This window comes from Geotalea toluenoxydans JCM 15764 (assembly GCF_001311985.1).
GTDB lineage: Bacteria > Desulfobacterota > Desulfuromonadia > Geobacterales > Geobacteraceae > Geotalea > Geotalea toluenoxydans.
The window spans coordinates 18757-32856 of sequence record NZ_BBCJ01000021.1; the positions used below are offsets into that span (position 1 = coordinate 18757).

General features: G+C 55.7%; 16 protein-coding genes and 3 pseudogenes. 2 read left to right on the forward strand and 17 right to left on the reverse strand.

Annotation, left to right across the window (positions count from 1 at the left end; all coding sequences use genetic code 11):
- Positions 1-19 precede the first annotated feature (19 nt).
- The 12 genes and pseudogenes from JCM15764_RS13895 to JCM15764_RS13945 all read right to left on the reverse strand — a co-directional run bounded on the left by JCM15764_RS13895 (position 20) and on the right by JCM15764_RS13945 (position 8630).
- Positions 20-718 carry a UbiA family prenyltransferase gene (locus tag JCM15764_RS13895; protein ID WP_054696736.1) on the reverse strand — a complete coding sequence of 233 codons (699 nt, stop codon included), beginning with the start codon at positions 716-718 and terminating at the stop codon, positions 20-22.
- A 4-nt stretch (positions 719-722) separates the two neighbouring features.
- Positions 723-1100 (reverse strand): hypothetical protein, encoded by a 378-nt coding sequence (locus JCM15764_RS28530; RefSeq protein WP_369412336.1) that lies wholly within the window; start codon positions 1098-1100, stop codon positions 723-725.
- A pseudogene (locus JCM15764_RS23860) lies at positions 1084-2594 on the reverse strand (alkaline phosphatase family protein). The gene JCM15764_RS28530 and the pseudogene JCM15764_RS23860 overlap by 17 nt, the downstream one beginning before the upstream one ends.
- Positions 2564-3157 (reverse strand): hypothetical protein, encoded by a 594-nt coding sequence (locus JCM15764_RS13910; protein WP_054696742.1) that lies wholly within the window; start codon positions 3155-3157, stop codon positions 2564-2566. Before JCM15764_RS13910 ends, JCM15764_RS23860 begins: the two are co-directional and overlap by 31 nt.
- On the reverse strand, positions 3151-3762 hold the full coding sequence (locus tag JCM15764_RS13915) for a TatD family hydrolase (protein WP_243689044.1): 612 nt from the start codon (positions 3760-3762) through the stop codon (positions 3151-3153). The genes JCM15764_RS13910 and JCM15764_RS13915 overlap by 7 nt, the downstream gene beginning before the upstream one ends.
- A gap of 180 nt (positions 3763-3942) precedes the next feature.
- Positions 3943-4251 carry a hypothetical protein gene (locus tag JCM15764_RS13920; RefSeq protein WP_054696745.1) on the reverse strand — a complete coding sequence of 103 codons (309 nt, stop codon included), beginning with the start codon at positions 4249-4251 and terminating at the stop codon, positions 3943-3945.
- Positions 4252-4260: 9 nt separating this feature from the next.
- Positions 4261-5423: pseudogene (locus JCM15764_RS13925) on the reverse strand (3-dehydroquinate synthase).
- A gap of 34 nt (positions 5424-5457) precedes the next feature.
- On the reverse strand, positions 5458-5760 hold the full coding sequence (locus JCM15764_RS13930; protein WP_243689019.1) for a cytochrome c: 303 nt from the start codon (positions 5758-5760) through the stop codon (positions 5458-5460).
- A gap of 40 nt (positions 5761-5800) precedes the next feature.
- Entirely contained in the window at positions 5801-6106 is a 306-nt protein-coding gene (locus JCM15764_RS23865) for a hypothetical protein (protein WP_243689020.1), read from the reverse strand.
- Positions 6040-7257 carry a PQQ-dependent sugar dehydrogenase gene (locus JCM15764_RS13935; protein ID WP_243689021.1) on the reverse strand — a complete coding sequence of 406 codons (1218 nt, stop codon included), beginning with the start codon at positions 7255-7257 and terminating at the stop codon, positions 6040-6042. Before JCM15764_RS13935 ends, JCM15764_RS23865 begins: the two co-directional genes overlap by 67 nt.
- A 32-nt stretch (positions 7258-7289) precedes the next feature.
- Positions 7290-7532, reverse strand: coding sequence for a hypothetical protein (locus tag JCM15764_RS13940; protein WP_054696749.1), 243 nt, complete (start codon positions 7530-7532; stop codon positions 7290-7292).
- A gap of 207 nt (positions 7533-7739) precedes the next feature.
- On the reverse strand, positions 7740-8630 hold the full coding sequence (locus tag JCM15764_RS13945) for a peptidylprolyl isomerase (protein ID WP_054696751.1): 891 nt from the start codon (positions 8628-8630) through the stop codon (positions 7740-7742).
- A gap of 391 nt (positions 8631-9021) precedes the next feature.
- Between JCM15764_RS13945 and otsB the strand changes: the two genes are divergently transcribed.
- On the forward strand, positions 9022-9852 hold the full coding sequence (otsB, locus tag JCM15764_RS13950; RefSeq protein WP_054696754.1) for a trehalose-phosphatase: 831 nt from the start codon (positions 9022-9024) through the stop codon (positions 9850-9852).
- 24 nt (positions 9853-9876) lie between these two features.
- Here the strand turns inward: otsB and JCM15764_RS13955 are convergent, their stop codons facing one another.
- Positions 9877-11079: a GGDEF domain-containing protein gene (locus tag JCM15764_RS13955; protein ID WP_054696757.1), complete on the reverse strand. Its 1203-nt coding sequence runs from the start codon at positions 11077-11079 to the stop codon at positions 9877-9879.
- A 161-nt stretch (positions 11080-11240) separates the two neighbouring features.
- Here JCM15764_RS13955 and JCM15764_RS23870 point away from each other — a divergent pair, with 161 nt between their 5' ends.
- A complete protein-coding gene (locus JCM15764_RS23870) occupies positions 11241-11378 on the forward strand; it encodes a hypothetical protein (RefSeq protein WP_012645395.1) in 138 nt (45 codons plus the stop codon).
- A gap of 78 nt (positions 11379-11456) precedes the next feature.
- Here JCM15764_RS23870 and JCM15764_RS23875 read toward each other — a convergent pair whose 3' ends face one another.
- From JCM15764_RS23875 to JCM15764_RS13970, 4 genes and pseudogenes are all read right to left on the reverse strand, one after another.
- Positions 11457-11615, reverse strand: coding sequence for a hypothetical protein (locus JCM15764_RS23875; protein WP_243689022.1), 159 nt, complete (start codon positions 11613-11615; stop codon positions 11457-11459).
- Positions 11602-12213 (reverse strand): DUF1003 domain-containing protein, encoded by a 612-nt coding sequence (locus JCM15764_RS13960; protein ID WP_054696760.1) that lies wholly within the window; start codon positions 12211-12213, stop codon positions 11602-11604. Before JCM15764_RS13960 ends, JCM15764_RS23875 begins: the two co-directional genes overlap by 14 nt.
- A 123-nt stretch (positions 12214-12336) precedes the next feature.
- Positions 12337-12663: a hypothetical protein gene (locus JCM15764_RS13965; protein WP_054696763.1), complete on the reverse strand. Its 327-nt coding sequence runs from the start codon at positions 12661-12663 to the stop codon at positions 12337-12339.
- Positions 12664-12857: 194 nt separating this feature from the next.
- A pseudogene (locus JCM15764_RS13970) lies at positions 12858-14008 on the reverse strand (hypothetical protein).
- Positions 14009-14100: the final 92 nt, after the last annotated feature.

Consider the following 14100-nt stretch of genomic DNA (forward strand, 5'->3'; position numbering starts at 1 on the left):
CTGTTGTCCGGTTCTCAGTCTAGTCGCCCCTTATTTTCGCCTGGGCGGCCAGGGTGGCAATGCCCCCGGCAAAACCGGCCAGAAGCCAAACGATACCCATGGTGAGGGCCATGGCGACACCATCAACGAGAGGCACTCCGGCAAGAAAAAGGGGAATTTTGGATAAGATCTGACCGTTTTCTTTTTCCCGCCGGGCCTTGATGGTGAGGTAAAGAATGTAGCCGAACTGCACCGCAGCCAGAAGTACGAGCACAAGGTTCGGCTTTCCGGCGCAGACAATGCCGCTGATCATATAGATCATGAAGCGGCAACCGGCCATGGGGATGGCGGCAAGGGGTGAAAAACCATGCCCCAGGTTGTAGGTTGTGATGAAGAGCAGCAGGATTACGGCGGCGCAGAAGGCGATATAGCCCCCGGCCGCAAAAAAAAGGCAAAGTGACACGGCAAAGAGGGATAGCCAGCAGATCCTGGCCTCGTCTGCACTGATCCTGCCGGACGGGATCGGCCGGTCGGGTCGTGTCTGACGATCCATATCGGCATCAAGCCAGTCGTTCATGGCCATGCCGCCGCAGTACATTAATGAAAAGGCGAGCAGTAGCAGGAATATCTTCTTCAGCTGCCAGTTGCCCGACAGCAGACATGCGGCCAGGGTGTTGATCCAGATCGTCGGCAGATTGCTGACTCTGCACAATTCGAGATAGATACGAACAGGCTTCATGGCTTCACTCCCTGAATACATGATCGAGGATGACATGAAATACATCCTGGGCCGCCACGCTGTCAGAGTTGAGCAGATGTGGGTCCGAGGACAGGAGCAGCGGCAGTTCTCCGGAATCTTCGGGAATCCTGCCGTGTGAACCTTTTGCGAGTCCGGCATCGATTGGTATCACATCCAGCAGCGTCCTCAACCCCATCCGCTGCTTTAACAGGGAGAGCCCCGCCGTCAACGCCGGAAATTTCAGTTTGGGGTCGAAGAACAACTCGCACGGGTCGTAGCCAGGCTTGGCATGGATATTTACCGTCCTTGCGTAATCGGGTGCTTTCCCGTCATCCATCCAGAAGTAGTAACTGAACCAGCTCCCCTTACCGGCAACCAGCACCAACTCTCCCGACCGGCCGTGCCCCAGCCCCCACTCCTTCTTCCGATGAGTCGAGAACGTGCTCGATCCCCGGCACCTGGCGAAACAGGGAGGCCACCCCCTCCACATCCCTTTTCTGGCGAACATAGACATGGGCAACCTGGTGATCAGCCACGGCGAACGCCCGGCTGGCCCCAGGATCGAGATATTCCCGCCCCAGGTCCGTTTTAGTCGACAGCAGGCCTGCCTCCCGCATGATGCGGTTGGGATGGACCGGCCGGTCAACGGCAGAAATACCGTACTCGGAGAGAACGATGACGCGGCAGCCACGGTTCCGGAAGAAGTCGAGCAGTCTGCCGCAGGCTTCGTCCAACTCCCGCAGATCTCCATGGATCGATCCTTCCGGCCCCACCTTCTGCAGGACGTAGTCAGGTGAGGTAGATATACCAGATGAAGGACCGGGGAATAGAGCTCTTCAATGGCCATGGCAGCATCGCCGATCCACCGGGTCGAGGCGATGGAGGTGGCGGGACCCCAGAAGCGAAAAAGGGGGAAGGTGCCGAAGCGCCTGGTAAAGACCTGCCGCAGGTGCGGCGGCTGGGTATAGCAATCGGGCAGCTTTCGCCCGTCGGCACAGTATACGGGACGGGGGGTAACGCTCCAGTCCGCATCAGTGGCCATGTTGTACCACCAGAAACTGTTGGCGCAGGTGAAGGCCGTATTTATGGTCCGCCCCACCTGCCAGATCTTTTCCCCCTGAATGAGCCGGTTCGACTGGCGCCAGAAAAAAACCTCGGCCAGATCGCGAAAATACCAGCCGTTGCCGACGATGCCGTGTTGCGCCGGCAGCCTTCCCGTAAGAAAGGTCGCCTGCATGCTGCAGGTTACTGCAGGACAGACCGGATGGATCCGGGAAACGCTGTCGGCAAGTTCATTGATCCTTGGCGTATGGGGTCCAAGAAGGGAGGAACTGAGGCCGGCAACATTGATGACCACTGTCCGTTTCACAGCTTTCCCCCAAGCCAGGCGAACTCCCGGGCAATGGATTCGATCACGCCACCCTGGCGCAACTTCGGCGGAAGATTTTCGTAGGTGTAGGTCTCGATTTCCAGAAGGGCCTGGGGCGGAGCCAGGTGAGCACCTCGCCGATGAAGTCGTTTGTTGTCCCGTAGAGGCGTTGCCGCTGTCGTAGATGGGGAGATGGTAGTGTATGCGCCACTCACCCCGGAGTAGAGGTACATCACGGATGGCATCCGCCAGGTCGGAAAAATGGACGGTACCGGCATGGCTCCTGACACTCGTCTGGTGCTGGTAACAATCATCTCCGAACAGTGCCGCTGCCTGGAGATGATTCGTGGCGAGACGTACTGCCGAGGAAAGATGAACCTTTGCCACGGCTATGCCCGCCTCGCCCAGCAAAGAAAAGGCTCGCCGTGGTTCCTCATGGAGAACGGCAGCATGGCAGCAATCGAAACAGACGCCCATCAGCCGACGCAGATCGGCAGGAAAGGCCATCGCTTCCAGGAAGTGGGCCACGTCCCGCGCAGTTTCCAGCAGGCACCCCGCTCCGGTTCCAGGGCCAGGATGACCGGTTTTCCGGCCGAGGCGGACAACTCCAGCTCCCTGAGCACTGTCAGCAGGTTTTTCCGCACCACCCCCAGATCGTCCCTGCACATATACCGGCCGTAGGCGATGGGCAGGGTGGAGATGGAACCGGTCAGGGAGGGGGGGAGCCAGAGTCTGAGCAGCCGGATCAGGTCCATGGTATACCGGACCCTCTCCGGACTGCGCCAGTCTGGCAGATAGGCCCCTTCCTTGACCGGAGTGCCATAAAACTGCCCATGGGGAAAGCCGTTGATGGTGGGGATAAAGCACCCGTCATCGGCACAGCAGTCGGCGAATCTCCTTGCTGCGGCCGGAGTGACCTGCCGGGCCGCAAGTGCCGAGACCCGAAGGCCGACCGGAAATGCAGCATCGGGAGCAACCACTTCCTTCACCTGCAGCACCTGAGGCCAGACCTTGGTCACAATCTCGTCCCAGCTGTGGCCGGGGTGGATATTGGTGCAGTAGGTCAGCACTGGACTTTGAACCGTGGGGATTGGCCGAGAAAGGCGGCGGGATTGCGGAATAGCACACCGTTTATGGCCTCCTCGCTGAAGCCGCGACGCCGCATCTCCTCTCCTGCCTCGACCACCGCCAGGGGATTGCTAACCCCCCAGTCGGCGGCAGAATTCAGCCAGATCCGTTCGCAACCTGAGGTCTCAAGGATGTCCACCGCCCGGTCGGCAGAGCATTTGGAGTGGGGATAGAGGGTAATGCCGGCCCAGAAGCCCTTCTCAAGGATCAGGTCGACGGTGTGTTCCTCGGCGTGGTCGATAAGCACCCTGTCGGTGGAAATGCGGGAATCGGCACCGACTATATCGAGAATAAGACGGGTCCCTTTCAGCTTGTCTTCCAGATGGGGAGTATGAACAAGGATCAGCTCATTTCGCCTTGCCGCCAGCTCCACCTGCCACTCCAGCACCTTGATCTCGTTGCGGCCATTGCGGTTCAGGCCGATCTCGCCAATGCCCAGGACCGTCGGCCGATCAAGATATTCCGGCAGGATCTCCAGGACCTCCAGAGCCAGGCCGAGATCGACTGCTTCCTTGGGATTGAGGCCGAGCCAGCAATGGTGGCTGATGCCGAACTTTGCCGCCCGAACCGGTTCGCGACCGTCAGCTGTTCAAAGTAATCGGCAAATCCTGCGGCAGTTCTCCGGTCATATCCGGGCCAGAAGGCGGGCTCGGTGACGATGGCGATCCCATGCATGGCCATGGCCCGGTAATCGTCAGTGGTGCGGGAAACCATGTGGATGTGCGGCTCAATGATCACCGGGAACATTCCTCCACGCACCCTGCGCTATTTCCAGCGGCAACACGTCCTCCAGGGGCTGCAAAGTGGGATCGCTCAGGAGCAACAGGATCTCCCTGACCCGGTTCTGTTTACCGGAGGAGATGATTCCCAGGGCCTGAAAAATGGCCCGGTATCGGAAATCCTTCCGTGCCTCTTCACTTCCCCCGAAGCGATCGATGCGATCGATGAAGGCGGCGATCTCCAGCAGTCGGGAACGGCACTTGACAAAGTCCCATTCCAGAAGCTCCATTGCCGTTGGTTTGATATTCTGTCGCATCGTCATCCTTTATGGGAAGGCCATCAGCCGGTCCCTTGAACTGTGCAGGACCTCCAGGTCCATCTGGTGAAACTCAGCCCGGCAGCCGATACCGAGCGGAAGGGTTATGCAAAGCGTTCCGCCCAGGTGCTGGCGGAAACGGTCGAGAGCTCCTTCCAGGTCCAGTTTCGCCAGGACCGGATGGGACAGCCTGAAGCCAAGGTCCTGGAGCAGGTGGATGATCTGATCCCGTTCCTTTTCCCTCAGGAGCCCTTTTTCTGCTGCATAGAGACAATCCAGAGCCATTCCCATGGCCACCGCCTCGCCATGGAGGATCTCCCACCGCTCGCCTCCTCAAGTGCATGGGCAGACCAGTGGCCGAAGTCGAGTGGACGTGCCGATCCCTGCTCGAAGGGGTCCCCTGCAGCCATATGCTCCAGGTGCAGTGCGGCACACCTGATAATCATTTCCTCCATCTGCTGCAGTTCAAGGGCTGCCAGCTTTTTCCTTTGTCCGGACAGCAGTTGAAAGAAACCGGCGTCCTTTATCACCGCCACCTTTACTGCCTCGGCAAGTCCTGCCCGACTCTCCCGCTTCGGCAGGGTGCTGAGGAAGTTCAGATCGCTGATGACGGCAAAGGGGGGAGCGAAGGTGCCGACCCAGTTTTTCCTGCCGAAGGAGTTGTATCCGTTCTTGACGCCGATGCCTGCATCGTTCTGGGCCAGTGTCGTCGTCGGCAGCCTAATCAGCCTCAAGCCCCGATGGGCCGTAGCGGCAGCATAACCGGCCATATCAAGGAATGCTCCGCCGCCGATGGCCAGCACCACCGAATGACGACAAAGTTTGTGCTTATGGAAAAGGCGGTGCAGCCGATCCACCTGGGCCGACCCATTCTTGCATTTCTCCCCGCCGGGAAGGACATGAAGAGGAGAGAGCAGCCTCAGTGCGCTCCTATGGCTTGATGCGTAAGCTTGGACAGCATCGGCCAGTCCGTCATTTGCCTCGGCAACGCCACTATCGGCAATGGCAAGAACCGGGACCGGACCGGCAGCTTGGAAAACGGTCGCCAGTGCATTATTGGCAGGGGCAAAGACATTTCTGGTGTAGATCACCGGGAAGCGCCACGGCACGCTGAACTCCTGCCAGAATACCCGCTCCCGGTTTTCCTTGTGCCGTACGTCGTCCTGTCCCATTCGGATCAGTGCTTTCTCAGGGTCTGCAGATAGACTATGAGGTCGTCAAGTTTCTCGTCGGGAAGAAACTCCTTGGAAAAAGCAGGCATCGCTCCCGCTCCCAGGCGGACCTGGTTCTTATCAGAGGGCCGGGCAGAGGTTTGTTGTTCAGTGCATGGCCGACGCCGCTCTCCCCCAGGGGATGACACTTGTTGCAGTAGGTCATGAAATATCTTTCCCCTCTGACTTCCTTCTCTGAGGCAAGAGTCAATGGGCCGGCAACGTTTTCGCCACGCCGGGGAGTGCCGCAAGCAGACAGAAAGAGAAGCGATATGACCAGCAGTGGAATCAGCCGCATCTTGCCCCCTAACATTTCTTCAATCGACGGTACTGTCTGACTATTTCAGTTCCCGCGTTATTCGCCACAACACTCCGGTTTTCTGCTGTGGCACGGTACCCTTTGCCGTCTCCTTAAGGATCCCGAAATCCACCACGTAGAGCGCTTCTCCCGACGGATCGAAGCGGGCGGCAACGGGGCGCTCTAATCCCTTACTGCCTTGAGCCGATGCAGGCCCTGTCGTTTTCCCCTTGTTGGCGGCGAATTCATGAATCACCCCGGTTCGTACATCCACCCGCACTACCTTGAATCCCACTGCCCCGAGAGACTTGCCGGTCGGCGGCGATTGATCCCCGAACTCGGCCACAAATGCCTCTCCCCGATGGCCGAAGTTGTCGCTGCGGGAAAAGTCGAAACCATTTGCCGAAGCATGAACCGGAAGGATGGCCGCCGGATTGGGGGATGGTTCGGGTACTCTGAGAGCAGGAGCCGCGGTTTTTCATGGAGGAACGGTTTGAATTGATTGCCCTCGTCCAGCCGCAGTCCGGCGCTGTAGTCGGGCCAGCCATACCAGGTGCCTTGTTTCACCAGCCACAACGGGTCTCCTGCGCCGAAAACCGGTCTGCTCCCCCGGTCGTCGTAGCCGTTATCCGTAACGAACAGCTCTCCATCTGGGGAAAAAGCAAGCCCGAAGGGGTTGCGGAAGCCCCAGGCAACAAGCTCCAAATCCCCTCCCTCCGGCTTCACCCTGAGAATCGCTCCGTTGCATGGAACTCGTCCCTTTATCACCTGGCCTTTACTGGTGGTCGTGCCAAACGGAACAAAGGCCCCGGTTGCAACCTCACCTTCCCCCTTGACCACATCCTTGGTCCGGAAATTTTCACCGGCAAGTCTGACGTCGCGACAGGCAGTATCGTGAAAATCCGGGTAACGTTTCAGCCAGCCGAAGCGAAGGTTGTCCTCGCCGACGATGCCGGAGTTGGTGGCCGTGCCGATGCCGAAGTAGATCAGCCCGTCATTCCCCACGGCAGGGCCGTTGGTGTGGTGGTCACCACGGGAAGGAAGCTGGTCGGCAATTACAGCTATCTTGCCGTCATCGGTGATGCGCAGAATCCTGCCCCCGTTGAGCTCACCCCCTTCGGCAACAAAGAAGGCCCCTCCGTGGCGGGTAGCTCCTGTCCACGGTCCGTTTTTACCCCCCTCGGCGATTACCTCCAGCTGCCCGTCCCTGACGCGAAGAAGCCGGGGGGTTTCCCATACCTCGCCATAGGAATATCCCGCCTCCACCACATAAATGTTCCCCTTTTCGTCAAAGGTCACTCCGGTGGGAAAGGTCAGTCCCATAGCAACCGCCTCGATGCGATAGCCGAAAGGAAGGGCAATGTCTTCAGGATCAACGGTTCTGGCATCCTCTGCCAGTTCCGTCGCCCCGCCTCCGCCGCTGGAGGGATGCATGGCGTAACAGCCGACAAGACACGCGTATAAAGCAAAGATGCAGATATATTTCATTTGGTCCATGCCGCTTCCCCATAATATTAGACCTGCAGGCGTTATCTGAGCAGCTGCAACCGTTCAATCTCGTCCTTGCGGGCGTTGTACTCCTTGTCGTCCATTTTTCCCGCCTTGTGTTCGCTCTCTATTCTCTCCTTTGCCTTATGCAGCCGATACTCATACACCCCTCCACCAGCTGCCGCGCCGCCAAGTGCCCCGACAGAAGCAGTGCCGCCGGTAGTACCGCAGCCGGCCATAATAAAAAAAGAAAGGAGCGCTATTGCAGAAAGAGTGTTTTTCATATCCGCCTCCATTAAATTAATAGTCTTTTATTAATACAGTTTATTTTCTCTTTTTGTCCTGTCAATGTCACTCCTTGGTTTATTGTACTGACCTCTGTTCAGGGGAACCACCGGACACAAAAAAACCGCCAAAAGCGGGTCATTTTTGCAAACACAGCAAAAATGGCCTGCACACTGGCAGGCCATTTCACGTTCATAGGGTTATGGTTATTTCCCGCTTTTCTCCTCTGCCTTCTTGCCTGGGAAAACCTGCAGCCCCCCCTCCTTGGCTACCGCGTCGAGAAATTCCCTGGCCTTTTTCTCCTCCAGCTGCGCCTTCAATGTGGAGCTGATATAATCTTTGGTCTCTTCAAATGTTGCCGTCCGCTTTTCCTGGCGTTCGTCAACCTTGATGATATGGTAACCGAAGGGGGTCTCCACCACCGGACTAACCTCCCCCGCCTTCAGGCTGAACGCCGCCTTCTCGAATTCCTCGGAGTTGGTCTTGCCGGGGGTCAGGTAACCCAGATCCCCTCCGTTGGCTGACGATTCGGCATCTTCGGAACTTTCACCGGCCAGCTTGGCAAAATCTTCCCCTTTTTTCAGTTGCGCTGCTATTTTCTCCGCCTTTGCCCTGGCTTGAGCCTTCACCTCGGCAGTCGCGTCTTTTTCCGCCGCAAAGTAGATATGCCTGACCTTGACCCTCTCGGGAACTACGAAGTCCTTCTCGTGCTCCTGGTAATATTTTTTCAGCTCTGCGTCCGGCACTTCCACATTTGCCGTCACCACCTTGCGCAGGTATTCCTGTCCCAGGAACTGGTCAATAATGTAGCTGAGCTGCTCCTTTACCTCCGGCTTCCGTTCGAAGCCTTCTTTTCGCGCTTTGGCTGCCAGGGCTTTGGTCAACAGGATCTGGTTGACGAGACTCGCCTGCTCCTGCTCCCCCTGGAATTTCTGCTGCGCCTCCGGTGTCAGATTGGCGATAACTCTTTCCAGGTCGGCCTGACGCAGAACAAAATCCCCCACTTTGCCCACCACCGGATTTACTTCTTCGGCATGGACCGTTCCTGCCAACAACATTCCGGCAACCAAAGCAAATAAATAACTTCTGACCTGCATGACTCCTCCTTTTATTGCATAAGTCCTTAAGAAGTTAGCGACGGGTAATTTTTACACCACTTCACCGGCCCCATCAAGTAAAATCAGGCGATTGCAGCCATGGACAAATTTATCCGGGTAGACAATTGACACCCCACCAATATTAGCTATAGTTAACATAACCTGTTTCCGAAAAGGTAAGCTTAGAGAGAAATCTCCTGGCGCACAAAGTCACGGGTTTATAATCTTTGATCAGATCTCCGATTAATCTCAGGTTATGGACAGCCGGGCTACCGAAGAAACAGGTGAAAATCGCTTTTTTGAGCCGCTTACCGGGAAGCCGGTAAGCGGCTTTCTGTTAATATGCCGCGGGTGTAATCCCTATGCTGACAGTTTGACAGAAGGAGCATCAATGGCTGGTACAGGCAGTGGATTTGTTGATCAGACACCACATCCGCCTCTTCCCTCGGCGCTGGCAAATCTGCAGGAAATTCTGCAGCTCGGCAGAGGCAGGCAGTTGGTCGTCTTCCTCGATTATGACGGCACCATCGCTCCCATTACGCCGACCCCCGACTCTGCGTTGATCACCCCGGAGATGCACCGGGCAATGCTCAGACTAGCGGCAAAATGCACAGTGGGAGTCATCAGCGGCCGCGATTTGCCCGATGTGCGCCAACGGGTCAATATCGATTCAATCGTCTATGCCGGCAGCCACGGCTTTGAGATTGGCGGTCCGAAGGGGCTCCACGTTGAACAGCCAATCGGCATTCAGTGCCTGCCAACCCTTGACCTTACCCACCAGGAGATCTCACGGCAGTTGGCAGAAGTAAAAGGCGCCATCGTGGAGAGGAAACGGTTCGTTATAACCGTTCACTATCGGCTGGTTGCCGAACAGGAAGTGACACTTGTTGAAGCGGCGGTGGATCAGGCCATCCACCGCCATCCCCAGCTCCGGAAAACGGCGGGGAAAAAGATGTTCGAGCTGCTCCCCAACACAGACTGGAACAAGGGAAAAGCCATTCTCTCTCTGCTGGACATACTGAAGATGAATAGCCCTGAGGTGCTGCCCATTTATCTTGGGGATGACACCACGGATGAAGACGCCTTTCGCGCTCTGCAGGGGATAGGTCTCGGCATTTTTGTGGGAGAAGAGGCTGTGGAATCGGCGGCAGGTTACGGACTCAGGGATTGGGAGGAAGTAAGAGAGTTTCTTCTTGAGCTTACTCCATTTTGCCGCATCTGAAAGACCTGCCTTTCTGATAGGGCATCACGTGAGAAGTTCCAGCTGTGCTTCTGCAGAAGATGATTTATCCCAGATCCTTATGAGACTGCGGCCGGAATACTTAGCCTGGTAGAGGGCATCATCGGCTCTTTCTACCAGCTGCTCGATGCAAGCATCCTCGACACCGTCAAGTGAGGCAATTCCCATGCTCAGGGTCACTTTTATCGGGCCTTTGCGGGTGTCGATCTCGGTGCTTTCGATGGCATCCTTGATTCTGCGGCCAAGATTTTGGGCTGCTGCCAGATCGGTTTCCGGCATCAGAATGGCAAATTCCTCTCCTCCATAGCGGCACGGTGTGTCAGCCCTGCGCATCAGCTTATCAATGGCAGCGGCCAGGGCCTGCAACACCTGGTCACCGATAAAATGGCCGTAGGTGTCGTTTACGCGCTTGAAGTGGTCCAGGTCGATCATGATAATGGACAGGCTGTGGCGGTACCGCCGGTAACGCGCCAATTCATGTTCGGCGATGGAGAAAAAATGACGCCTGTTGTAAAGACTGGTAAGAGGATCAAGCTTTGCCATTTCCTCCGCTTCATGTCTTGATTTTTCCACATCCAGCAAAGCCTTCTTCAGGTTCTCAGTCTGCTCCCGTATTTTTCGCCGCTGCAGGAAGTCCTGGCGCATGTAACGCTCTATGGAGTAAGAGGCAGACATACCGGTAATGTTAAAGGCGATAAAGAAAAAGGTGTTATTTGTCAGAATGGGCAGGGGAATACTTTTAGTCCAGATGACCATGACCTCGTAAAGAAGAAAGATTGTCCAGGACAGGACTGTCGCTGCGAGGAAAGGCAGACGGAAAAATGTGTAATAAAACATCAGGCAGAGCAGTAATCCCACGTAATAGAGGAAGCACCCCGGCGCACCCGCTCCCAGGATCATAGCTATAATTCCGACACCCGCAATAAAACCGGCAAGCACCATCAGCGGATACATGTACTGATAACGGATTTCGGAATAGGCTAGAAAGAATACCCCGACCAGCAGTGGACAGACTATGTAATAGCGAACGGTCCAGGCAAATTGTTCAATGTCAGGGATGATCCAATGATCCAGAATTCCGAACAAGGCATAGAGCAGAAAACCCAGCGCCAGACACACCCTGATCTGGGGCAGGTTTTTTTCGTAGTTGGCTTTCTGGAATTCTTTTTCCAGATCACTGTCTCGGAAGACCAGGGTAAAAGGGCGCAAGGTAGCTCCTGTTGAAGGGAAATGAACGTACAGATGCTAATGCAATTCATATTCCATTAAAGAGTTATTCCTTGACTCTCAATCCTTTTGAACTATGCTTTTTATAACTGATTCTAATTTTGGGGCTGTGCGAGACAGCCGGAAACCTGAAAGGAGGCTCTATGTCTGAACTGGCCAAGGGAAGCACATACCGCTGCTCAAGAAAGGAATGTGGTGTTGAAGTACAGGTGCTGCAGGAATGCCGCAGCCAGGAAGACTGCCAACTGAGCTGCTGCGGTGAGCGGATGCAGCGAAAATAGGAATCTTCAGCGACAATCAGACATGAAAAAAGGCTGCTTTCGCCGGAAGCAGCCTTTTCTGTGAAGCTGTATTTCCCGTTAATCCTCCCCCTCATCCCCCGCTTTCTTGTCTATGTTGGGTGGTTTACCCTTTTTCCTGGGATTGAAATATATGTAGCTGAATAACACCAGCACAACGAGCAGGATGATTACAAAGATGAACCCGTAATTAAACCAGCCCCAGTCAGCTTGGTTCATGGTTCTCACCTCCCTTTTCGGTCTTTACCTCCCGTTCTGACAGATTTTTTCCGGACGCCGGCCCCCCCACCTGTTCCATCCTGTCCAGGACCTGCTCAGGTGCCACGTCCTTTGCCAGCTCCTTCAGTTCAGGGTTCTGTGATTCTTCGATGCCCATTCTTTCCGCTACCGCAGTCACCAGAGTTATGATACGCGTCACCTCGTGCTCGGCCAAAAGGCTTATGTGCAGGCTCAGCTCTGCCCGCTTGTCGGATATGGCCTGCATTCTGTTCTGGCTGATAAGGACGAAGGTGGAAAGAAAGATTGCCTCCACCGATGCCGCCATGGCCAGTATGACGAAACTGGGATCAAAGGGATGAATGAACGGCATCCATCCTGTGTTGATAAGGATCCAGCTACCGAAAACCACAACGTGCAAATAGACGAACCGCATGCTGCCGGTGAAACGGGTGATGGCATCGGCGATCCTGTCCTCCCGTCTTTTCTCCTGCTCTTCCACCTGGCGCCGGGCAACGAGTGCTTCGATGTTCCGGTCGACAACGGCAGCCATTTCCCCTTTTTTTGCCCCGTCGCTATGGTTCAGTCCGGTCGCCGCCATACAGCACTCCATTAAACCTTTATCTGTCGGAGACCAAAAAGGGGGACAGCACCTTTTGGTTTCCTGTCCCCCCTTCATAATTTATGCAAGTCGCAGCATCTGGCACATCCATTGGCTAATGAATTAATACCAACCGGACCCGCCGCTGCCCTTTGTGCCGCTGGTCCCGCTGTCCATGCTTCCGCCTGTGCCGCTGCCTGTTGATCCGCCGCTGCTTGAGCCGGTGGAACCACTGGTGTCTGTCGAGCCGCCGGTGCCGGTTGTGCCCCCGGCGCCATTTGTTTCCGATCCAGTTGATCCGCCAGTCCCTGTCCCATAAGTGCTGCTCCCGGTATCGCTACCGGTGCTGCCGCCAGTGCCTCTACCTGTTTGGCAACCTGCAGTAAAAACGAGACCCGTCAGGGCGGCCAAGGCTGTCAGGGTAACGATGGATCTTCTGACTTTGTTCATATCGATTCCTCCCCATTAATAAAGTATTTTTTTAGTTTACTAAAAACTGCTCCCTGAAAGTATAAAGAAGAAGATCGGACCTGGCAACCCAAAAAATTAAGCAGGATTCATTATTTCATTACCCATACTGATCACCTAATGGACAAAAAAAGACCGGCAGGCAGCCGGTCCTTTTTTTATGGAAAAGTCAACGTCTATTGATATTGAACATAAAGGGGCTTCGGCTCAAGCTTGAGCAAGTCCTGTGGAGTCATCAGGATCCCCTTTTTGGTGTCGTTGTGGTAGAAGAGCTTGAACCCTGTGTACTGAACCGGTTCGGAGACGATGTAGTCCTTGTAGGAATCGCGTTTCAGCCATGGCGCCCCCCAGCCGTCCATATGCATGACTATCTGGACTTCAGGGCGCAGGGCGATCTTCTTGAAGTTGGTGACCCCGTTGCGAGTAAAGCGGTGCACCGTGAACAGCTTCGGCGGCAGGTTATATTTCTTCACCAGATCGCGGAGATAGCCGGAGGCATAATTGATGTCCTCGGCGTCATAGGTACCGATCTTTTTGCCTGGAACCTTGCCGCTCTTGATCAGATTGAATTCCGGGTCGATTCCCAGGTGGACGTCCGGGTTCTTCAGGATCCATTCGAAGCGCGGCAATATATTCCGGATATCGTCATGACCGGTCTGGATATCGATGAAGAGAACGGCATTGGCCTCTTTCGCCCAGCCATAGACCTCGTTGATAATTTTGTCGGGCATCACCATCCGGAATTTGCCGGCCTTGCCCGGCTCTCCCTGGGCCACCACCGCAATCAGGTGGAGGGCCGGCTGCACCGGAGTCGACGGATCCGCCTTCTCCCAACGCGCGGCCTCCCCCTTCAGGCGGCGCAGCATGTCGTCCTTCTGAAATTCTCCAAGGGCGCCCATCCGTTTGGAAAGTGGATGCCGTAATAGGCGACGATGCGCTTCCTGGGCAGGATGGAGCCTGGCAGCGGCTCCGCACACTTGACCGGCCAGCCGCAACGCTTGGCATAGGCAGGGTCTTCACCGGCAAGGTATCTTCCTTTGGGAGATTTTGCCTCTGCTCGTGCCGAAGTATAGGTCTTGTTCGCCACCTTGGCAGCCGTTTCAGCAGCTGAACTGGTCTTGGCAAATGCAGCTGCGGCCGGAGCAGCAACTGTCTCTGCCTGCTTTGCCGTGGTCGCTGCGGCAAAAGCCTTGGCTTGGGCAGGGGAAGATTGGCTCTCGGTACATCCCGACAGGCTGAATGTTGCGGTCATGGCAAGGAATACCAGACCGACAGGAAAGGAAGTCAGGCCATTTCGGTTGCCGGCCGGGATCGGAATTCTTTTCATCAGTTGTTCTGCTCCTTTGACTGTGTTGAAAATGGTGGATACGCAAAAATAGCCGGGAGCCGATTCGTGTGACTTCGGCAACCCGGCTATTC